This is a genomic window from Streptomyces iakyrus, from assembly GCF_000717055.1.
In the GTDB taxonomy this organism is placed as follows: Bacteria; Actinomycetota; Actinomycetes; order Streptomycetales; family Streptomycetaceae; genus Streptomyces; species Streptomyces iakyrus.
Genome location: NZ_JNXI01000017.1, coordinates 65,042 through 85,058, shown reverse-complemented (window position 1 = coordinate 85,058; position 20,017 = coordinate 65,042). Strand labels below are relative to the sequence as shown.

At 72.3% G+C, this 20,017-nt stretch carries 18 protein-coding genes; 6 read left to right on the top strand and 12 right to left on the bottom strand.

What is annotated here, in order from left to right:
* Positions 1-6: 6 nt before the first annotated feature.
* Positions 7-1,206 carry a YihY/virulence factor BrkB family protein gene (locus OO68_RS26985; RefSeq protein WP_078625471.1) on the bottom strand — a complete coding sequence of 400 codons (1,200 nt, stop codon included), beginning with the start codon at positions 1,204-1,206 and terminating at the stop codon, positions 7-9.
* A 101-nt stretch (positions 1,207-1,307) separates the two neighbouring features.
* Between OO68_RS26985 and OO68_RS26980 the strand changes: the two genes are divergently transcribed.
* The 4 genes from OO68_RS26980 (at position 1,308) to OO68_RS26965 (ending at position 6,002) form a co-directional block, all read left to right on the top strand.
* Positions 1,308-1,937, top strand: a complete 630-nt coding sequence (locus tag OO68_RS26980; RefSeq protein WP_033311823.1) for a GNAT family N-acetyltransferase — start codon at positions 1,308-1,310, stop codon at positions 1,935-1,937.
* A gap of 156 nt (positions 1,938-2,093) precedes the next feature.
* A complete protein-coding gene (locus tag OO68_RS26975) occupies positions 2,094-2,789 on the top strand; it encodes a lytic polysaccharide monooxygenase auxiliary activity family 9 protein (RefSeq protein WP_033311746.1) in 696 nt (231 codons plus the stop codon).
* Positions 2,790-3,041: 252 nt separating this feature from the next.
* The gene (locus OO68_RS26970) at positions 3,042-5,060 is read left to right on the top strand and encodes a DUF1996 domain-containing protein (RefSeq protein WP_033311745.1); all 2,019 of its coding nucleotides are present in this window, start codon (positions 3,042-3,044) and stop codon (positions 5,058-5,060) included.
* A 177-nt stretch (positions 5,061-5,237) separates the two neighbouring features.
* Entirely contained in the window at positions 5,238-6,002 is a 765-nt protein-coding gene (locus tag OO68_RS26965; RefSeq protein WP_033311744.1) for a sulfite exporter TauE/SafE family protein, read from the top strand.
* Between the two features lie 72 nt (positions 6,003-6,074).
* Here OO68_RS26965 and OO68_RS26960 read toward each other — a convergent pair whose 3' ends face one another.
* The 8 genes from OO68_RS26960 to OO68_RS26930 form a co-directional block, all read right to left on the bottom strand.
* The gene (locus OO68_RS26960) at positions 6,075-6,872 is read right to left on the bottom strand and encodes a YsnF/AvaK domain-containing protein (protein ID WP_033311743.1); all 798 of its coding nucleotides are present in this window, start codon (positions 6,870-6,872) and stop codon (positions 6,075-6,077) included.
* Between the two features lie 42 nt (positions 6,873-6,914).
* Entirely contained in the window at positions 6,915-7,619 is a 705-nt protein-coding gene (locus tag OO68_RS26955) for a DUF3618 domain-containing protein (RefSeq protein WP_033311742.1), read from the bottom strand.
* The gene (locus OO68_RS26950) at positions 7,595-7,960 is read right to left on the bottom strand and encodes a phage holin family protein (protein WP_245237176.1); all 366 of its coding nucleotides are present in this window, start codon (positions 7,958-7,960) and stop codon (positions 7,595-7,597) included. The genes OO68_RS26955 and OO68_RS26950 overlap by 25 nt, the downstream gene beginning before the upstream one ends.
* 70 nt (positions 7,961-8,030) lie before the next feature.
* Positions 8,031-8,630: a hypothetical protein gene (locus OO68_RS26945; RefSeq protein WP_063739341.1), complete on the bottom strand. Its 600-nt coding sequence runs from the start codon at positions 8,628-8,630 to the stop codon at positions 8,031-8,033.
* Between the two features lie 12 nt (positions 8,631-8,642).
* Entirely contained in the window at positions 8,643-8,783 is a 141-nt protein-coding gene (locus OO68_RS46340; protein WP_157852754.1) for a hypothetical protein, read from the bottom strand.
* A 140-nt stretch (positions 8,784-8,923) separates the two neighbouring features.
* Positions 8,924-11,176: an MMPL family transporter gene (locus tag OO68_RS26940; protein ID WP_033311821.1), complete on the bottom strand. Its 2,253-nt coding sequence runs from the start codon at positions 11,174-11,176 to the stop codon at positions 8,924-8,926.
* Between the two features lie 57 nt (positions 11,177-11,233).
* Positions 11,234-12,196 (bottom strand): DMT family transporter, encoded by a 963-nt coding sequence (locus OO68_RS26935; RefSeq protein ID WP_033311740.1) that lies wholly within the window; start codon positions 12,194-12,196, stop codon positions 11,234-11,236.
* Between the two features lie 88 nt (positions 12,197-12,284).
* Positions 12,285-13,106: a chitosanase gene (locus OO68_RS26930; RefSeq protein WP_033311739.1), complete on the bottom strand. Its 822-nt coding sequence runs from the start codon at positions 13,104-13,106 to the stop codon at positions 12,285-12,287.
* A 248-nt stretch (positions 13,107-13,354) separates the two neighbouring features.
* On the opposite strand from OO68_RS26930, the gene OO68_RS26925 reads away from it, so the two are divergent.
* Entirely contained in the window at positions 13,355-13,537 is a 183-nt protein-coding gene (locus OO68_RS26925; RefSeq protein ID WP_033311738.1) for a hypothetical protein, read from the top strand.
* Here OO68_RS26925 and OO68_RS26920 read toward each other — a convergent pair.
* Positions 13,525-14,277: an ankyrin repeat domain-containing protein gene (locus OO68_RS26920; RefSeq protein WP_033311737.1), complete on the bottom strand. Its 753-nt coding sequence runs from the start codon at positions 14,275-14,277 to the stop codon at positions 13,525-13,527. The two genes, OO68_RS26925 and OO68_RS26920, sit on opposite strands and share 13 nt — an antisense overlap.
* A 213-nt stretch (positions 14,278-14,490) precedes the next feature.
* Between OO68_RS26920 and OO68_RS26915 the strand changes: the two genes are divergently transcribed.
* A complete protein-coding gene (locus OO68_RS26915) occupies positions 14,491-16,623 on the top strand; it encodes a SpoIIE family protein phosphatase (protein ID WP_033311736.1) in 2,133 nt (710 codons plus the stop codon).
* On the opposite strand, the gene OO68_RS26910 is transcribed toward OO68_RS26915, so the two are convergent.
* Positions 16,614-17,306 (bottom strand): GAF and ANTAR domain-containing protein, encoded by a 693-nt coding sequence (locus OO68_RS26910; RefSeq protein WP_033311820.1) that lies wholly within the window; start codon positions 17,304-17,306, stop codon positions 16,614-16,616. The two genes, OO68_RS26915 and OO68_RS26910, sit on opposite strands and share 10 nt — an antisense overlap.
* A gap of 114 nt (positions 17,307-17,420) precedes the next feature.
* Positions 17,421-19,979 carry a SpoIIE family protein phosphatase gene (locus OO68_RS26905; protein WP_078625470.1) on the bottom strand — a complete coding sequence of 853 codons (2,559 nt, stop codon included), beginning with the start codon at positions 19,977-19,979 and terminating at the stop codon, positions 17,421-17,423.
* Between the last annotated feature and the right edge of the window lie 38 nt (positions 19,980-20,017).

The window sequence follows — 20,017 nt, the reverse complement described above, 5'->3', positions numbered from 1 at the left end:
GACGGGTCAGGTCTGTTCGAGCCGGCGCCGGTCCTCCTCGTCCCACGCCCGGGTGTCACGGGGCTGGGTGTACGGCTCCTCCTCGGGCGGATGCCCCCCGGCGATGGCCCGCTGGCGGACCGTCTCCGCGTCGAACTCCAGCCCCAGCAGGATCGCCAGGTTGGTGATCCACAGCCACACCAGGAAGACGATGACACCGGCCATGGTGCCGTAGGTCTTGTTGTACGAGGCGAAGTTGGCCACGTAGACCGCGAAGCCGGCGGAGGCGACCATCCAGATCAGCAGGGCCAGGAAACTGCCCGGAGTGATCCAGCGGAACCCCTTCACCTTGGCGTTCGGCGCCGCCCAGTACAGGATCGCGATCATGAGCACGACCAGCAGCACCAGGACCGGCCACTTGGCGATCGACCACACCGTCAGCGCGGTGTCGCCGATGCCCAGTGCGTCTCCGGCCTGCTGGGCCAGTCCGCCCGAGAACACCACGATCAGCGAACTGATGACGGCCAGCACCAGCAGCACGACCGTCACGCCCACCCGCATCGGCAGCAGCTTCCACACCGGCCGGCCCTCGGGCATGTCGTAGACGGCGTTGGCCGAGCGGATGAATGCGCCCACGTAGCCGGAAGCCGACCACAGTGCCAGGACCAGACCGACGATCGCCATCAGCGAGCCGATGCCGGCGTTGCCCTGCAACTGGTCCACGGCCCGGGTGATGATGTCGCCCGCCGAGCCGGGCACGAGTTCGCGGACGTTCTCGGTCACCTTGTCCGTGGTCGACCTGCCGGTGAGGCCCAGCATCGACACCAGCACCAGCAGTGCGGGGAACAGGGCCAGCACGCCGTAGTACGTCAGCGCGGCCGCCCGGTCGGTCAGCTCGTCGTCCTTGAACTCCCGCACGCTGCCCTTCAGCACCGCGACCCAGGACTTCCGGGGGAGGCCGGCAGGGGTGTCCGGCGCCGCACGCTCCACCTCGGGGTCCGGCCCGGGCTCGTCGGCAGCGGCCGCGGGTTCTTCCCGGCCCTCCGCCCCGGTGTCCTCTCGGCGTTCCGCCTCCGAGGTCCCCCAGCGGTCCGCATCGGCAGTTCCCCGCCGTTCCGGCTCGTGAGATTCCCGGCGTTCCGCCTCGAACCCCGGGCGCTGGCTCTCCGGAGGCGGTGCCTCGGTCTCGTGCCGTTCTTTTCGTCCCGGAATATGCAGCTTCACCATGTGAGCCGGGTAACCCCAGGCGGGGCCCTTAAGCCGCGCTGGTGCGAGCTGGGGCTCGATGAAGTTGAGGGAGCGCTCCCACTGCGTGCACGATGGCCGCCATGACCACGTCACCCACCATCCGCCCGTACCGCCCCGAGGACCGCGAGGCCCTCGACGACATCTGCATCCGCACCGCCCATCACGGCGAGGACAGCCGCCCCCACTACGCGGACCCGGGCATCTTCCCGGCGACCTTCGCGGCGCCGTACGTCCGTCTGGAGCCGGAACTGGCCTTCGTGCTGGACGACGGGCGGGGACAGGCGGGCGGTTACATCCTCGGCGCGGCCGACACCGCGCGCTTCGCAGAAGCCTTCCGCGCCACGTGGCTCCCCCTGGTCGCCGACCGCTACCCGGAACCATCCCGGCCGCCGCGCACGCCGGACGAGGTGATAGCGGGCCTGTTGCACGACCCCGAACGGATGGTGCTGCCCGAACTGGCCGCCTATCCCGCGCACCTGCACATCGACCTGCTGCCCGACTGGCAGCGCCGCGGCTACGGGCGCCGGCTGATGCGGACGCTTCTCCAGGCCCTTCAGGACAGGGGAGTGCCGGCCGTGCACCTGGCCATGGCGACCGCGAACACCCGGGCCCGGGCCTTCTACGCCCGGCTGGGCTTCGAGGAGATCGAGGTGTCCGAGCCGGGTGCGGCCACCTACCTCGGCCGCACCACGAAGCCGGACCGGCTCTGACCGATACGGAAGTGGCGCAATCGCGCATTGCCGACTCGTGTCATCGGGTGCAACCTGTGGGAGATGGGAGCGCTCCCACAGCGAAACATGATCGAAAAGTATGAACGATTGAACGCACGACAACCCCCACAGCCCCCACAGCGAAAGAGAGAGATCATGAATTGTCATGATCATGATGCACCGCGCGGTGTAGTGCGCCTCCCCAGGCTCAGGTCCCGCCTGACGCTCGCCCTGAGCGTGCTCGTCGCCGCGCTGCTCGGCCTGTTCCCGTGGAGCGGCACGGCCGTCGCCCACGGCTCCGTCGTCGACCCGGCCTCCCGCAACTACGGCTGCTGGCTGCGCTGGGGGAACGATCACCTGAACCCCGCGATGGCCCAGCAGGACCCCATGTGCTGGCAGGCGTGGCGGGCCGACCCCAACGCCATGTGGAACTGGAACGGTCTGTACCGCAACGGCTCCGGCGGCAACTTCCAGGCCGTCGTCCCCAACGGCCAGCTGTGCAGCGGCGGCCGGACCGAGGGCGGCCGGTACAACTCCCTGGACGCGGTCGGCGCCTGGAAGACGACGGACATCACCGGCAACTTCACGGTGAAGCTGTACGACCAGGCCAGCCACGGCGCCGACTACTTCCTGGTGTACGTGACGCGGCAGGGCTTCGACCCCACCACCCGGCCGCTGACGTGGAACGACCTCCAGCTCGTCAAGCGCACCGGCAGGTACGCGCCCAGCCAGAACTACGAGATCCCGGTGAGCACTTCGGGGCTGAGCGGCCGGCACATCGTGTACACGATCTGGCAGGCCTCGCACATGGACCAGACCTACTTCCTGTGCAGTGACGTGAACTTCCGCTGACCTGCGCATCCCCGCCGGACGGGCCGTCCGGCGGGGCCCGGGCCGTCCCGCGCTTCATGAGAGTTCTCCGAAAATTTTCGACGGGGGTGAACACCCCGCCGCTCCCGTACGTATGGGGCGAGGGGATTTTCATGCCCGGCACGCCACAAGCGCAGGAGAGCACCCTTGGGACGCAACACGCGAAGACGCCCTACCGGCCCACGACGCGCGACCTTCGCCGCATTCGCACTGATCCTGGGCGGAGGCGGCCTGATGGCCGCGAACGTCTACGCCTCGGCCACGGACGGCGGTTCGGGCGGTGACTCCGCCGCGACGCGGTCCGGTACGGGGGTCCGGACCGCGGGCGCCACGATCGACTGCCCGGACGTCGGCAGCAAACTGACCTCGGTCCCCGAGCAGGCGCGGGGGGAGGTCGACAAGGAACTCGCCCTCCTGGACGAACAGATCGCCAAGGCGTATCAGCAGCTGAGCGCATCGGCACAGCAGATGCAGCAGGACCCCGGCTTCGCCGACAACGCGATCGTGAATCCGCTGAAGGAGAAGCGGGGCGCGACCCTCGAACGCATCGCGATCGCCATCGACCGCGTCGGGGACCGCCCCGAAGGGCTGGAGGCCCTCGCCGCCTGCACGGTGCAGGACGGCAACCAGGCTCCCGCGCAGGGCGAAGGCCAGGACGGCGACGCCGGCGAGCAGCCCGGCCAGGAGCAGGGCCAGGCCGGCCAGGGACAGGGGAACGGCCAGGGTCAGGGCGCCAACGGCGGACAGGCGGGCAACGGCCCCGTCGCCGCCGACTTCGCGGACATCAAGAGCGTCCAGCCCAACGTGAACAACCCCCGCCCGCAGGGCGACGCGTCCCGCGGCACTTTCGCCACCAGTTGCGGCGTGAATGAGAACGGCCTGTTCAACTCGGACAACATCATCGCCGCCCCGGGTGTCACCAACGGCGCCCACCACTTCCACGACTACGTCGGCAACCAGGCCAACAACGCCTTCGCCAGCGACGAGGACCTCGCGAACGCGGAGACCAGCTGCGACGACCAGGGCGACAAGTCGTCCTACTACTGGCCCGTCGTCCGTCTGCAGAACGGCACCCAGGAGCAGGACGCCAACAAGCCCGGCGGCGGCATCGAGGGCAACGCCGGCGAGATCGCAACGCCGAAGCAGGTCACGCTGACGTTCGTCGGCAACCCGCGTGAGAAGGTCACGGCCATGCCGCGCCTGCTGCGCATCATCACGGGCGACGCCAAGTCGTTCGTCAACGGCCCGGCCAACGCCAACGCCTCCTGGAGCTGCACCGGCTTCGAGGACCGGCAGCTGAAGGACAAGTACCCGCTGTGCCCGCAGGGCAGCGACGTCGTCCGCACCTTCAAGTTCCAGAGCTGCTGGGACGGCCGCAACATCGACAGCGCCAACCACCGTACCCACGTGGCGTTCGCGGACGCCGCCGGGAACTGCCCGTCCGGATTCCGCCCCATCCCGCAGCTCGTCCAGCGCATCGTCTACGACATCGACGCGCCGAGCCTGAGCGACGGCGGCCGCACGACGCCGCTGTTCGCGGTGGACTCCTTCCCGGAGCAGCTGCACAAGCCGGGCACGGACCACGGTGACTTCATCAACATCTTCGACGAGGATCTGATGGGGGAGATGGTCGACTGCATCAACGACGGCCGTAAGTGCGGCGCCGGAGCGGGCGGCCAGGACCCGGCACCGGGCGAGGAGCCCCAGGAGCCCACGAAGTCGCCGGAGGCCCCGCAGGAGGAGCCGACCAAGGCGCCCGAGGCTCCGCAGGAGGAGCCGACCAAGGCGCCCGAGGTCCCGCAGGAGGAGCCGACCAAGACGCCCGACGCCCCGCAGAACGGGAACGGCGGCGGCAAGCCCGGTGACCAGGGCGACGACGGCAAGGGTGACGCCGCGAAGCCCCCGGCTCAGAAGCCGGAGCCCGAGCCGGAGCCCGGCGACGCGTCCACGGCTCCCGGTGGCGCCCAGCCGGAGGTGAAGGCGACCGCCTCCGCCGACGGCGGCAATGCCGCCGAGCAGGGCGGCGGTGCGAAGAACGGTGACGGCGACGACGCGGACGGCCTCGGCGAGTCCCAGGCCGTCGGCCAGGCGACCAGCGCCGCCCCGACCCCGTCGGCCCCGTCCCGGACCGAGCCGCAGGCGGTCGGCGAGGGCGGCCTGGCCGACACCGGCGCCCAGCTCTGGCCGGCCGTGGCGGGTGCCGTGCTGGTCATCGCGGGCTTCGTCGTCCTGCGCCGGGTGCGGCGGGGCTAGCAGCCACGTCCGGACGTGAGCCGTGAACGGCGGCGGGATCCCCACCGGACCCCGCCGCCGTCGTACGCCTCGGGCCGAGCCGCTTCTCCGGCACCCTTCGACGGGCGCCGAACCGTCCACCCTCTAGCGTGACCTCATGAACCTCAGCGGAAACGGCACACACTGCGGAGCGGCGGCGTGACGCCGTGGGAGATGGCCGCCGTGCTCGCCGCCGGTACGGGTGCCGGGGCCGTCAACGCCGTCGTCGGCTCGGGAACGCTGATCACCTTCCCGGTCCTGCTGGCCACCGGCCTGCCCCCGGTCACCGCCACGGTGTCGAACGGGCTGGGCCTGGTGCCCGGTTCCATCACCGCGGCCCTCGGCTACCGCGAGGAACTGCGCGGGCAGCGTCGGCGCGTCCTCCTGCTCGGCGCCGGTGCCGTGCTGGGCGGCCTCGCGGGCGCCGTGCTGCTGCTGACCCTGCCCGCGTCGGCGTTCGAACGGATCGTGCCGGTCCTGGTGGGCCTCGCCCTCGTCCTGGTCGCCTGCCAGCCCTGGATCGCCGAACGGGTACGCCGCCGTCGCGCCTCGGGCGGTCGCGTCCGCCGCGACGGCGGCCCGCTGCTCTTCACCGGACTGACGCTCGCCAGCGTCTACGGCGGCTACTTCTCCGCCGCGCAGGGCATCATCTACGTCTCCCTGATGGGCATGCTGCTCGACGAGACACTCCAGCGGCTCAACGCCGTGAAGAACGTGCTGGCGGCCGTCGTCAACACGGTCGCCGCCCTGCTGTTCCTGTTCTTCGCTCCCTTCGACTGGACGGCCGTCGTGCTCATCGCCGCCGGTTCAGCGCTCGGCGGCCTGATCGGAGCCCGAACGGGCCGCCGCTTCAGCCCCGCCGTCCTGCGCACCCTGATCGTCTCGGTCGGCACCGTCGCCCTCGTTCACCTGATGCTCCACTGATCCCGTCCCGGCGCGCACGCGGGGCGCCCGGGGGAGGGCCTCGGCCCTCGCGCCCCGGGCGCCCCGTGGAGATCAGGGGCGGCGCCGCCGGTCCCCGTGCTCGTCGGTTCCCTCGGACTCGATGCGTTCCTTGCGGACCTCGCCGGTGACGGTCTCCTCCTCCGTGACCTCTTCGGTGGTCAGGCGCACCCGCTCCTTCGGCACGGCCCGGGTCTCCACCACGGGCTGCTCCTCGTAGAGCGTGACGTCGTGTTCCGCCTCGGTGATGTCCGGGCCGGTCATCGCCCTGTCCCGGTTGGCGTCGGTGATCGGCTCGCGCTCGACGCGGACCTCTTCATGGCGTACGGGGACGGTGTACTGCTGCTCTTCGGTGACGACGTACTTGCGCAGCCGAGCCCGGCCGGCCTCGTGGCGTTCGACACCGACGTGCATCTCCTCCTCGGACCGCGTCATCGCGTCATCGCCGGTGCCGACGGTGCCGACGGTGCCGGTGGTACCGGTGGTGCCCGTCGCCCGGCCAGTGCCGGAGTCCGGGTCCTGCCACGAGGCGTCCCAGTCGATGCCGTAGTACTGGTACAGGCGCTGCTCCTCCTGTTCGGACAGGTGGCCGCCGGCGTCTACGTCGACGTTGGGCGCGTCTTTGACCTGGTCCTTGGCGAACGGCACTTCGAGGTGGTCCTCGACGAGGGCCGCGTCGTGGATGGGCACGAAGGACTCACTGGTGCCGAACAGGCCCGTCCGGACGCTGACCCACTCGGGCTCGCCGGTGACGTCGTCGAAGAAGACGTGCCGGGCATCGCCGATCTTGTCCCCCCTGGCGTCATGGACCGGGTGGTCCAGCACGATGTCGATCTGCTCTCGGGTGATCATTCGGTATCTCCTGCATTCTGGGTTGGTCGGGCGGCGGGGTGCCTACGGTCCGGGGCTGCCGGTCTGTCCGCGTGCTTCCTCGGCCGCTGTCTGTGCGGAGCGCCGGGCCTGTTCGGTGACGTGCCCGGCTTGCTCTTCGGCCTGCTCCTTGGTGGCGCGGGCGGCTTCGGAGGCGGTGTCCTTGACCTCCTGGGCGGCTTGGCGGCCGGCCTGGGTGGCGTCCTCCTTCAACTGCTGCGCGGACTCCAACGCGGCCTGCTTCATGGGCTCCACGGCCTGCCCGGCCCGCTGCGCCGCCTGCTCCTCGGCCTGCGAGGTGGGCAGCAGCGAGGCGGTCAGCAGTCCCGCGCCGAAGGCGATGAGGCCGGCCGCGAGCGGATTGCCCTGCGTCTGCCGCATCGCTTGCTCGGGGGCCTGCCGTGCCGCCTCGCCGGCCTGCCCGGCGGTCTGCCGGGCGGTGCCGGTGACCCTTCCGGCGGCCTGGCGCGCGGTGTCAGCCGCCTGACCGGTGGATTCCAGTACCGACCGGGTGGCCTGCTGCGTGCGGTCGGCGGTCTGCCCGGTGATCTCCGAAGCGCTGCCCATCACTCGTTCCCTGACCCCGTGCAGAGCGCCGCGGACGCGCCGGGTGCGACGCCGTACCATCCGGCGGGGGCGGGCGCGGTCGGCCAGTCGGGACACGTCCTCGGACAGCCTTTCCCGGGTGGATTCGATGTCGGCCCTTATCCGGTCGGGTGCCGTGCCCATTGCATGTCCTCCTTCAGCGTCTGCATGGTCTGCTCCGGCTTCCGTGACACGGTGCGCATCTGCGCGCGGCCCCGGCGGTACAGGACCAGGCCGATCACCGCCCACACTCCGGTGACGATCAGTGCGGCCCATCCCAGGTCCATGACGTTGGCCAGGGCGAACATCGCCGCCAGGGTCAGAAAGACCGCCACCATGTAGCCGGCGAAACCGGCTCCGCCGAACATCCCGGCCGCCTTGCCCGCTTTGGTGGCCTCTTCCCGGATCTCGGCCTTGGCCAGTTCCGCTTCTTGGCGCAGCAGTTGCTGCACGTCCGACGTCACCGTCGAGAGCAGCTCTCCCACCGAGCTGTCCTCCTGCCCGCGGTGCTTCGGAGCGGGGCGATGCGGGGCGTGTGGCGCGAGCGACGACATCTCAGACCTCCCCGTAACCCGGCAGTCCGGGCGGCGCCGCGTCCTCGGGCAGGCTCTGAGAACCGGCCGAGGTGTGCGGCTGCGCCGAGCGGCCCTGGCCGGAACCGTCGGCCTTGCTGCCGGCCTTGGCAAGCCGTCCGACGGCGAACCCGGCCACGACCGCTCCGCCGAGGAAGGCGCCGGGGCGCCGGCGGGCGAAGTCCTGAAGGTCGCCGACCAGGCCGCCCACGCCCCGGGCGTCCAGGTAGTCGGCGGCACGGTGGCCACGGTCGGCCGCCTGCGTCACGAGGCTCCTGGCGGGTGTGTCCGTGTCGGCGCTGTCCGCGAGAGCGGACAGGTCGTCCGCCCACTGCCGCACCACCTGCGCTCCGCGCCGGGTCTGGCTCTCGGCCTCCTCGCTGACCCGCGTCCGCAGGTCGCCGGCCATCGCACCGGCCTGTGCCCTGGCCTCACCGGTGACGGCTCTGACCTGGTCGGTGGCGGTGCCGACGACCTGACTCGCACCTTCCCTGGCCTGACCGGCCGTGGCCGAGGCCTCCTGTTTCGCCGCCTGCCCGGCCTGCTGAGCACGACCGGTGCTCTCGTTCGCCATCTCGCTCATGGGTCCTCTCCCTCAGGCACCGCCCGTGGATTCGGTCTCGTCGGGATCCGGACCGCCCGCGGCGACGGCGTCCGCCGTCCACCTCCGCGCTTCGGCGCGCCCGGCCTGTGCGGGGCTCGCCGCCGGCTTCTCGCTCCGGTGGCCGTCCCGCACGCACCCTCCTCGATTAACCACACCCACTAGGCCAAAACAGCAAAAAGGGATTTTTCGGGCCATGAAACGCGGGGTGAAGCCGGAAGCCGTTGCAAGCAGCCGATGGCTCACGCGAGTTGGGACAGCGGTGGGAGTCGGGTTCAGTGAGACGCCGAACGTGCCTCGGTCCGTGCCCCCTCGGCATCGATGTGCGGCACCACCCGGTCCAGCCACCGCGGCATCCACCAGGCGTGCCGTCCGAGCAGTGTCATCACGGCCGGCACCATGAGCAGGCGTACGACGGTCGCGTCGATGAGCACGCTGACGGCCAGCCCCAGTCCGAGCATCTTGACCACGATGTTGTCGCTGACGATGAACGCCGCGAACACGCTCACCATGATCAGCGCGGCACAGGTGATGACCCGGGCGGTGATCTCCAGGGCGTGCGCGACCGACCCCTCGGCGTCCTTGGTGCGGAGCCAGGCCTCGTGGACACGCGACAGCAGGAAGATCTCGTAGTCCATGCTGAGGCCGAAGACGATGGCGAACATCATCATCGGCACGTAGCTCTCGATGGGCACCTTGCCGTGGACGCCGAGAGCGGGACCGCCCCACCCCCATTGGAAGACCGCGACGACCACCCCGTACGACGCGGCGATCGACAGCACGTTCAGGACGGCCGCCTTGACGGCGACGAGCAGCCCCCGGAACACGGCCAGGATGATCAGGAAGGCCAGACCCACCACGACGGCGATGATCACGGGCAGCTGGGAGGCGACGATGTCACGGAAGTCGACCTGGGTCGCCGTCGTACCGGTGACGTACCCCTTGGCGTCCGTGCCCTGCACGGCGCCCGGCAGCGTGTCGTCGACGAGACGGTTCGTCAGGTCCGTGGTCGCGGCGTTCTGCGGGGACTTGGCCGAGTAGACCGTGCCGAGCAGGATGTCGCCGTCCTGCGTGGGCGTCAGGGGAGTGACGACGGCGGCGCCTTGGACCCCGTCGAGCGACTGCTGGGCCTTGGAGGCCAGGGCGGAGCGCTGCGACTGAGGCACGTTCGTCTGGTCGATGACGACCGTGAGCGGGCCGTTCGAGCCGGGCCCGAAGGCGCCGGCCATCAGGTCGTACGCCCGTCGGTCGGTGAAGGAGGTCGGGTCGGCGCCGTCACCGATGTGTCCGAGCTGGATGGAGAACAACGGGATGGCGAGGACCACGACCACGGCGACTCCCGCCGACAGGAACGACAGCGGTCTGCGCTCCACCCGCTGCGCGTACCGGTGCCAGGTGCCCTGCGGCGTGTCACCCGCCCCGGCTTCGGTCTCGGCGATGGGCGGGCGCACGTGGAAGCGGTCGATGTGCCGGCCGATGAGGCCGAGCAGGGCCGGCACCAGGGTGAGCGCGCCGACGACGGCCGAGACGACGGTGACGGCGGCGGCGAGACCGAGCAGGGCGATGAAGGAGACCCCGGACGCGGACAGGCCCGCCAGCGCGATGATCACCGTGCAGCCCGAGACGAGAACGGCATGGCCGCTGGTGCTCGCGGCCTGGCCCGCCGCCCGCACCGGGTCCATGCCGTCGATGAGGTTCTGCCGGTGCCGGGTGAGCATGAACAGGGCGTAGTCGATGCCGACGCCGAGGCCGATCATCGTGGCCAGGGTCGGTGAGACCGTCGCGAAGGTGAACGCCGCCGCCAGCAGTCCGAGGATGGCGAGACCGCCGACGACGCTGATCAGCGCGCTCAGCAGCGGGACGACGGCGGCGATCACGCTGCCGAACCCGACGAGCAGCACGATGACCGCCACGCCGAAGCCGATCAGCTCGCTCACCCGGTCGTCGGCGGACGGCCGGGCGAGCTCGCCGAGCGGTCCGCCGTATTCGACCTCCGCCCCGGCCGACCGCAACGGCTGTACGGCGGTGTCGACGCCGTCGAGGTAGTCGTCGCCGAGCGTCGAGGGCTGCACGTTGAAGCGGACGGTGATGTAGGCCGTCTTCTTGTCGTCCGACAGCGGCCCCACGTTCTGCTGGCCGCTGGGCGTGCCCGGCGCGGTCAGCGGGTTCTGGGCGGACAGCACGTGCGGGAGCTTCTCCAGGTCGGCGACGGTGGTCGACATCTGGGAGCTCAGCGCGGTCAGGGGCTGCTGGTCGTCGCGCAGCACGATCTGGCTGCTGTAGCCGCCGGCCTGGGGATCGTGCGCCTTCAGCACGTCCAGACCCTTCTGGGCCTGCGCCTGGGGCAGGCTGAAGTTGTCGGAGTACGACCCCCCGAACTCACGGCTGACGACCTGGAGCGCCACCAGCGCCACGAGCCAGGCGATGATGACGATCACGAAGTGCCGTGCGCACCACTCGCCCAGCCGCCGCAGCACACCCCCGCGCGAGGTTTTCGTGTCTCCTTCACCGGTGCGGCTAAGCGGCATGGAGTCGTCTCCTGTGTCGGCCGGGAGGTCAATGCCGTTCATTAGATGCGCGCGGGATCACTCCGGCGCTTCAGGCACGCGGATGCCCCGGGACTCCGGTCGTCCGTTCCCCCGAAAGGCCCGACCCCGCGGGGCCCGCCTCCGCTCCGCCCGCCGCAGCGCTCCCGACCCGAGCGCCACGCCGAGCCCCACCAGCGCACTGCCCGCCGCCTGGGCGGGGCCGTAGGAGCCCGTGCCGACGAGCGGCGCGGTGCAGGCCGCCGCGACCGGGATGAGGCCCGAGAAGAGCGTGGCGCGCTCCGCGCCGATCCGCTGCATGCCCATGTACCAGCACACGAACCCGACCACGGTGACCACCACCGCCTGCCACAGCAGCGCGGCCGTCTCGACGGTGTCCGGACGCCGCAGCCAGCCGGTGCCGTCGACGAGCAGCCCGACCGCCGCCGACTCCAGGGCGGCGACCGCGCACACCGTGGCGGACAGCAGCCGCGGCCCGAGCGGCCGCAGTACGGGCACCGCGAGCACGGCGAACCCGACCTCCCCGGCCAGGGCGCACACGGAGAAGGCGATGCCGGTGCCGTCCGTGCGTCCCCAGCCCTGCACCGTGAAGGCGCCGACGGCCACCAGCAACGACCCGTACAGCACGACCCGTTGGGGCCTGCGCCCGTCCATGAGGGGCACGAGCACGGCGACGGCCACCGGCGCGCAGCCCACGAACACGCCGGGCACCGCGGGTTCCGCCGTGCGTTCGGCGGCGATGACGGCCAGGTTGAAACCGACCATGCCGACCGCGGTCAGCAGGGCGAGACGGGCCCACTGACGGAGTGTCAGGGCCCGTACCCGGCCGGCGGCGCCCTTCCCGGCCGCCGGCACCAGCAGCAGGCAGGCCAGTGCGTAACGCAGGAACTGGCCGCCCGCGTAGGGGTAGTCGCCCAGGACGCTGTTGGCGGTGAAGGATCCTCCGACGAGGACGCAGGCGAGCGCGGCGAGCAGGGCGCCGCGCGTGGTCGTGGCGTTCATGGGGGTGACGCTAGGCAGCCGGGCGGCCCGGGACGGGGTCCACTTCCCTGCCTGCTTGGTGGACCACTTCCCGCCCGGGCCGGCCGGGTCAGCCGATGTGGTAGCTGTCGCCGTAGACCCTCCAGTCGAGCGGCGGGTTCAGGTCGAGGTTGCGCCGGCGCAGGAAGACGCGCTGCGCGGTGTCGACCCGGCTCGTGTCGCTGTGCGCTTCCTCCTGCTTCATGGCCCACACCCGTGCGTCCAGGAAGGCGTCGAGGTACGTCACCTCGTCACCGCCCTGCGCCGGCGGCTTCGCGGTGCGCAGCGCGCGCCTGCGGATGTTCCGGAAACTCAGGGGATCGCTGCCGTCGCCGTGCATGACGATGGCGTCGTAGTACGCGAACTGGCCGAGCACGCGCAGCCCGTCCGCCTTCCCCTGCCGGACCGCGGGGCCGAAGTACACCCGGTCGCGCTCGTCGTCCTGCGCCCGCTGGAACGCGGCGTCCCGGGCCGCCCGGCGCCAGTCGCCGGGGAAGCCGGGGTCCAGTCCGGCATGCGAGTCCGAGCCGTTGACCTCGCGCAGGGCCGGCAGGTACTTGGCGAGGACGTTGCCGGGCCGGCGGGCGGTGTAGAGCTCCACGAGGTCGAGCATGTCGCCGGTGCCGGAGCAGAAGCCGATGATGCCGGCGGTGTAGCCGCGGCCGTCGCGGATGTCCTCGATGTACTGGTACTGCGCCTTCCAGTCGAGCGAGGAGTTCTCGGCGCTCGACACGAGCTGCATGGCGATCTCCTTCTTCGCCGGGTCGTCGAGCCCGATCGCCCGCTCGGACGCCGTGGCGGCGACGGGTTTCAGGAACGGGGTGGCCGCGAGGGCCGCGCCGAACAGCGTCAGGGCGGTGCGGCGCGTCGCCGGGGTGGCGGGGTGTCTCACGGGGCCTCCAAGCAGAGTGGGGGGTTGGAAGAGCTGGCCGTGCAGAACTGATAGGAAGGTTTCCTATCACTGGCAGGTCGGAAGGGGAACCGGCGAGGTGAAAGTTCGTACGGTCGAACAAGCGCCGGTGGCGGCGCGACTTTCACGGCTGAGCGGTGCCACGGGAACCAGAAGCCCCTCCCGCACGTCAACTCTTTGCCCACCAAGGGACGAACGGTCGGACCGACCAGCCGGAGAGGGGAATCGCCGTGGACGAGGCGACGACGCAGCAGGGGAGCGAGGCGGAGGGCGCGGCCCGCCGGGCCCGCTTCGGGGCACTGCCGGAGCCGGTGCGCGTGGAGGACATGGTCGAGGAGCGGGCGGCGAGCGTGCCCGACCCGGCGCGTAACGCGTACAACCAGGACGAATGGATGGTGCGCTACTGCCTGTGAGGTGCCTCGCCGGAGGCCTTCGTCTTCGCGCCCAGGTCGCGCAGCCAGCGCACCACGTCGTCGGCGTCCTGGGTGCGGGCGACGTCCAGCGGCGTCATGCCGTCGTAGCCGGACCAGTCGGGGTCCGCGCCCCGTTGGTGGAGGTACTGCGCGGTGGGCAGGTGACCGCCGTGACAGGCGCCCCAGAAGGCGCTGGTGATCTCCTCGGGTGACGGTGCCTCGTCCGCCTCGACGCAGGCCCGGACCCGGTCGAGCAGACCGAGCGTGGCGGCGTCCTGGAGGGTGACGCGGGCGCCGTGCTCGACGAGCCGGTGCGCGGCGCGCCACTGGCCGAATCCCCGGGCGTCGGCGAGCGGGGTGCCGCCGGCGATCACCGCCCCGGGCGCCTCGATGTCGGCCCCGGCCGCGATCAGCGCGTCCAGGACGGGCACGTCGTTGCTGCTGGCGGCCCAGTGCAGCGGCGTCTCAGCGTGCGCACCCTCGAAGCGGGCCTGCGGATCGGCCCCGGCGGCCACCAGGACCGCGACCACCTCGGGGCCCCTGGGGAAGTGACCGGGCCAGTCGGCCGCGATGTGCAGCAGACTGCGCGTGCCCCTGCCCTCCTCGCCCTGCTCGGCGATGCGGACGGCGGCGAGACCGGGATGGTCGGCGAGCAGCCGCCGGAGCCCGGGCACATCCCCGGTGCGGATCGCCTCCGTGACGGCGACGGCCAGCGGGTCCTGCGATGTCAGCGTCTGCAAGCCGGCCTCCCGGTGCCGTCAGGGCTCCCGATTCTGCCAGCCGGTGTCCTCCCGCACGGCCGCCCGCCGGAAACGGCCGGACCATCGTTCTCCCGGCAGCCCTGCGGCCCCGCTCCGAGACCTGCACATCCGGCGACAAACCGGGCACCCGTTCGTATGACATGCCCGGACGCTCCGCCAGGCGTAGCGTCCGGGTAGGAGCGGGAGGACACCATGCCCGGGAGCAACGAGCACCCCGGCAGCGCCGGATCACCGGACGACGCCCTGGGGGCGGCCCTGGCCGACACCGTGCGCGGCACCGGCGCCTCGATCGGCGGCCTCTACCTCATCGAGGAGGCCGAACCGGTGCTGCGTCTGGTGGCCCTGTGCGGTCTGCCGGTGGCCTTCACCGCCCCCTGGCGGCGGCTGCCCCTGAGCGCACCGGTCCCGGTCGCCGACGCGATCCACGACGACACCCTGGTCAGCGTGGTCGGCCAGGACGACATGGCCCGCCGCTACCCCCGCGCCGCCGCCGTCCTGCCCTACCCGTTCGCACTCGTCGCCGTCCCACTGACCGGCGTACGGCGCCCGTGGGGCGGCCTCGTGCTGATGTGGCCCGCCGGCCGGCCGCGCCGGATCACGCCACGCGAACGCGGCCACATCACCTCCAGCGCCCGCCGCATGGCCCGCCTCCTGGACGACGCCCCCCAGCCGCCGTCCCTGCCCGAGCTGCCGCGGGTCGTCCCGGTGGACGCCACTCGCCACCCTGCGCAGACCGGCCTGGCCGCCGCCGACTACCTCGAACGCCTCCCCGAAGGCGCCCTGGCCCTCGACTTGGAGGGCCGCGTCACCTTCATCACCGCCACCGCGGCCCGCCTGCTCGGCCGCGGCGCCGACCGGCTCCTGGGCACCAGACCCTGGCAGTCCCTGTCGTGGCTCGACGACCCCGTCTACGAGGACCACTACCGCACGGCGGTGGTCAGCCGCGCCCCCGTCTCCTTCACCGCGCTCCGCCCCCCGGACCAGCCGCTGACCTTCCAGCTCTATCCCGACACCAGCGGCATCAGCGTCCGCGTCCTGCCGAGCACGGAGCAGGCCGGCGGCCCGCCGCCCGCAGGCGCGCGGCAGCCCGCCGCGGCACCGACGGGACGCCTCTACCAACTCGTGCACCTGGCCGCCGCGCTCACCGAGTCGGTGACCGTGCGCGACCTCGTCGCGCTGATCGCCCACCAGATCCTGCCCGCCTTCGGCGCCCAGGGTCTGGTGCTGTCCGGCGTCGACGCCGGACGGCTGAAGATCACCGGCTACCACGGCTACCCGGCCGAGGTCATGGAGCGGCTCGACGCGCTGTCCCTGGACACCGACCTCACCCCCGCGGGCCAGGTCCTCGCCAGCGGCACCCCCGCCTTCTTCGCCGACCCCGTGGAACTGGCCGCCGGCTACCCCAGAGCACCCCAGATCAGCGACAAGCAGGCCTGGGCGTTCCTCCCCCTGATCATTTCCGGCCGGCCGGTCGGCTGTTGCATCCTGTCCTACGCCCAGCCGCACACCTTCACCGCCGACGAACGCGCCGTCCTCACCTCGCTGTCCGGCCTGATCGCCCAGGCCCTCGACCGCGCCCGGCTCTACGACACCAAACTCCGGCTCGTGCAAGAACTGCAGCGCGTCCTGCTGCCCCGGGCCCTGCCGCGCCTGCCCGGCCTCGACGTCGCCGCCCGCTACCTGCCGGCCGGCCACGGCACCGAGGTCGGCGGCGACTTCTTCGACGTCCTGCGCGTGAACGACACCACCGCGGCCGCCGTCATCGGCGACGTGGAGGGCCACAGTGTCGCCGCCGCGGCCCTCATGGGCCAGGTCCGCACCGCCATCCACGCCCACGCCACCGCCGGCGCCGCACCCGGCCAGGTCCTGGCCCGCACCAACCGGCTCCTGGCCGACCTCGACTCCGACCTGCTCGTCTCCTGCCTCTACGTCCACCTCGACCTGGCCGGCCGGCAGGCGTCCTTCGCCAGCGCGGGACACGTGCCGCCGCTGCTGCGTCACGCCCGGCACCCCGCCCGGGTCCTGGACGTCGACCCCGGCCCGCTGCTGGGCATCGGCACCGGCGGCGACTACCCGGTCACCACCGTGCCCCTGTTCCCCGGCACGACCCTCGCCCTCTACACCGACGGCCTGGTCGAACTCCCCGGCACCGACGCCACCCGCACCACGACCGACCTGGCCGGGCACCTGGACGCCGCCGACGGGCAGGACCTGGAGCGGCTCATCGACCGGCTCGTCCGCCACACCACACCCACCGGACAGCACAACGACGACATCGCGGTGCTCCTCCTGCGGGCCATGAGCCTGCCGGACGGTCAGACCTGACCGGAGGGCTGGGCCCGGACCCGCCGCGCCACGTCGCGCAGCTTGAGGTTGTGGTCCTGGGAGATGCGCCGCAGCACGCCGAAGGCCTCGTCCTCGCTCATCCGATGGCGCTCCATCAGGATGCCCATGGCCTCACCGATGGCGTGCCGCGTCTCCAGGGCGTGCTCCAGCTGGTCGACGGTACGGGCCGTGGACAGGGCGACGGCGGCATGGGAGGCGAGCAGCCAGCCCGCCGACTCGATGTCCTTGCCGAATGCCCCGGGACGGCGCGAGTACAGGTTCAGCGCGCCGAAGTCCTCCTCGTCGGTGTAGAGCAGAGCGCCGGTCATGCTGCCGATCCCGAGGTCGCGAGCGGCCCGGCTGTAGCGGGGCCAGGACGGCTGCGGCCGGGTCATGTCGGCGATGCGGAACAGCCGCTCGCCGTCCACGCGGCGCGCGGCGTCGAAGCAGGGGCCCTCGCCGAGCTCGCCCTGCAACCGGTCCGACTCCTCGACCATGTCGCCGCACACGGCCAGCGTCACGGCCCGGCCCTTCGAAACCGTCAGGATCCCCGCCGCGTCGCAGCCCTCGACCAGCTCCACCGCCGCCGCCGAGACCGCGTCCAGCGTCGCCTGCACCGAATCCTGGGCGACCAGGTCCCGGGCGAGCTGCGCCATCTGCTCGGCGTACCGCCGCCACTCCACCGCCACCACCGCCTTGCTCGCCGGTCCCGCCCACGGTACTCCGCGCCGCTTCGTATGGCCGTTCGGTCATCCGGCCGGGCGTCCGGGCAGCCTGCCCGCAGCCGGGCCCGGCATTCACCGGTACGCCGTCAGCAGCAGCGCCACGTCGTCCGGCCGCTCCCGGGCCTGCCGGGCCGTCCCCACCAGCCGGTCGGCGAGATGCTCCACCGAGTCCGCCGGCGTCTCGGACAGCCGGCGCCGGACCGCGTCGATGCCGGTCTCGATGTCGCTGCCGGGCCGCTCCACCAACCCGTCGGTGTACAGGGCGAGAACACTGCCGGGAGCCAGGGTGAGCGCGGTGACGGGGTACTCCGAGTCGGGCTGCACGCCCAGCATGACGCCGCCCGCGAGATCCAGGGTCTCGGCCCGCCCGTCGGGGTGGCGCAGCAGCGGCGGGGGATGACCTGCCCGCACCGCGAGAGCCCGTCCGGTGCCCGGGTCGAGTTCGATGTAGCAGCAGGTGGCGAAGGCGTCCGATTCCAGCTCGGTCAGCAGCCGGTTGGTGTGCGTGATGACCTCCTGTGGCGGGCGCTCGCTCGCGGCGAAGGCGTGGACCGCACTGCGCAGTTGCCCCATCACCGCCGCGGCGCCGACGCTGTGCCCCTCGACGTCCCCGATGACCAGGGCCACCCCACGCCCGGTGGTGATCACGTCGTACCAGTCCCCGCCGATCGCCATGCCCTGCGTACCGGGCAGATAGCGGCCGGTCGTGCGCAGACCCTCGACGGCGGGCAGGCGGTGCGGCAGCAGCCCCTCCTGGAGGCCGCGGGCGACGGCGGACTCCGCGTCGTAGAGCCGGGCCCGTTCCATCGCCTGGGCGGCCAGGCCGCTCAGCGCGGTGAGGGCGGAGCGTTCGTCCGCGGTGAAGCGGTGCGGGGCCTCCCAGCCGAGGATGCACGAGCCGACGGAACGGCCGGAGGCGATCAGCGGCAGGAACGCCCAGGCGTTCATGCGGTCCAGGGTGATGCCCGGATAGGCGAGGGAGAGGGCCTCGGGCGACTCGAAGAACAGCGGGAGCCGGGTGGTGAGGGCGTGGACGCCGGGCAGTTGTGTGTCGAGGGTGACGCCTTCGAACGGGGTGAGGAAGTCCTCCGGGTATCCCGACTCCCACAGCAGGTACATCCGGCCCTCGCGGACGGTGTACAGCGCCAGCTCCCGGGCGCCGAAGGCGGGCAGCAGCTGCTCGGCCACGGCCCGGCAGACGTCGCGCACGGTGACCGCCTCGGTGAGCACGCTCGCCATCTGCACCACGTGGTAGAGCGCTCCGGCACGCGCGGCGGTGACCGGCACGGGCGGGGGCGCCCCGGCCGCGGCGGCGGGAGCGGCGGCGGCACCGGCCTCCGGACCCTGTTCGGCCCCGGTGGGCGGCCCGGTCGGGGAGACCCGGCCGGTCAGGCCGTGCACGTCCGGGTACAGCACGAAGCTCAGCCAGCTCCCCCCGGGATGGCGGACGAGGAAGGACACCGGCTCCTGCGACAGCATCGCCGCCCGGTAGCGGTCCTCGTACGCGGGATCCCTCAGCCAGGTGATCACTTCCCACGGATAGCGGCCGAAGAGCTCTTCCCGGCCGGAATCCAGCAGCTCCTCGCAGCGGCGGTTGGCGTAGGTCAGACGGCCGTCCTGGTCCAGTGAGAAGATCCCGTCCGGCAGCCGCTCGGCCGCCTCGGCCGCGGTGAGTCCGCCGGCCGCGTCGACGAGGGCGCCCACCAGGATCCGAGGGGAGCCGGGGCCGGCGTGCACGAGATGGCCCCACAGTTCGACCGGCCGGTAGCCGGTCTCCTCCTCGCCCATGGACGTGTCCCGCACCCGGAAGTGACGGGACCTGACCCGGCCGCCGGCCAGCACGTCGTGCCGGCTCTCCCGCAGTTCGTGCAGGTCGTCAGGGCTGACACGGGACTCGACGTCCGCGATGGTGCCGCCGTAGTCCGCCCGGTCGATGCCCAGCAGGGCGAGGGCCTCGTCGTCCGCCGCGCACCGGTCGCTGTCCAGGTCCCAGTCGATGAGGCCCACCCGGACCGGGTCGGCGCCGGAGGTGGGCAGCCGCACGCTGATCGGCTCGTCGTCGTACTCGACGCGGCGGGCGGCGGCGCCCGCGCCGGGCGGGTGTGCGGCGAGGCGGTCTTCCATGGCCCGCTCGGCGGGACGCAGCGCGTGGTCCACCGTCTCCACGTCCATCGGCGCCCGGCTGGCCGAGCGCAGCACGACCAGGACGCCGACGGTCTCACCGCCGGTCCGGACGGGCTGGTAGGCGGAGCCGAAGGAGTAGGGCAGCCCCGCGGTGAAGTGCGGGAAGCGCACCATGGTGGCGCGCTCGTCCGGCAGCCACAGCGTCTCGTCGCGCCGGTACGCCTCCGCCATGGGCAGGGCACCCCCGACCGGCACCCGCCACCAGGCCTTGAGCAGCGAGCGGGGCACGCCGGTGACCATCGCGAGCACCAGCGAGCGCCGGTCGCGGGAACGCAGGTAGACCAGTCCGCCGTAGCCGTCGAGGTCCCGCACGGCCTCCACCAGCGAGTCCGTCAGGGCGTCCTCGATCCGGCCCGGGCCCCCGGCCGGGGCCCGGCTCCCAGCCCCGTCCCGGCTCCGGCCGTCGGCCGGCCGCGGCCCGTCCGGTACGGCGGCTGCCTCATCCATGTCGCGTCCTCCCGGTACGGACGCACCGGACACCAATC

What these genes read in the sequence shown, in the direction of transcription:
- OO68_RS26985 (WP_078625471.1), bottom strand. Translation starts at nt 1,206, where the DNA reads ATGGTGAAGCTGCATATTCCGGGACGAAAAGAACGGCACGAGACCGAG.
- OO68_RS26980 (WP_033311823.1), top strand. Translation starts at nt 1,308, where the DNA reads ATGACCACGTCACCCACCATCCGCCCGTACCGCCCCGAGGACCGCGAG.
- OO68_RS26975 (WP_033311746.1), top strand. Translation starts at nt 2,094, where the DNA reads ATGAATTGTCATGATCATGATGCACCGCGCGGTGTAGTGCGCCTCCCC.
- OO68_RS26970 (WP_033311745.1), top strand. Translation starts at nt 3,042, where the DNA reads ATGGCCGCGAACGTCTACGCCTCGGCCACGGACGGCGGTTCGGGCGGT.
- OO68_RS26960 (WP_033311743.1), bottom strand. Translation starts at nt 6,872, where the DNA reads ATGATCACCCGAGAGCAGATCGACATCGTGCTGGACCACCCGGTCCAT.
- OO68_RS26955 (WP_033311742.1), bottom strand. Translation starts at nt 7,619, where the DNA reads ATGGGCACGGCACCCGACCGGATAAGGGCCGACATCGAATCCACCCGG.
- OO68_RS26945 (WP_063739341.1), bottom strand. Translation starts at nt 8,630, where the DNA reads ATGAGCGAGATGGCGAACGAGAGCACCGGTCGTGCTCAGCAGGCCGGG.
- OO68_RS26940 (WP_033311821.1), bottom strand. Translation starts at nt 11,176, where the DNA reads ATGCCGCTTAGCCGCACCGGTGAAGGAGACACGAAAACCTCGCGCGGG.
- OO68_RS26935 (WP_033311740.1), bottom strand. Translation starts at nt 12,196, where the DNA reads ATGAACGCCACGACCACGCGCGGCGCCCTGCTCGCCGCGCTCGCCTGC.
- OO68_RS26915 (WP_033311736.1), top strand. Translation starts at nt 14,491, where the DNA reads ATGCCCGGGAGCAACGAGCACCCCGGCAGCGCCGGATCACCGGACGAC.
- OO68_RS26905 (WP_078625470.1), bottom strand. Translation starts at nt 19,979, where the DNA reads ATGGATGAGGCAGCCGCCGTACCGGACGGGCCGCGGCCGGCCGACGGC.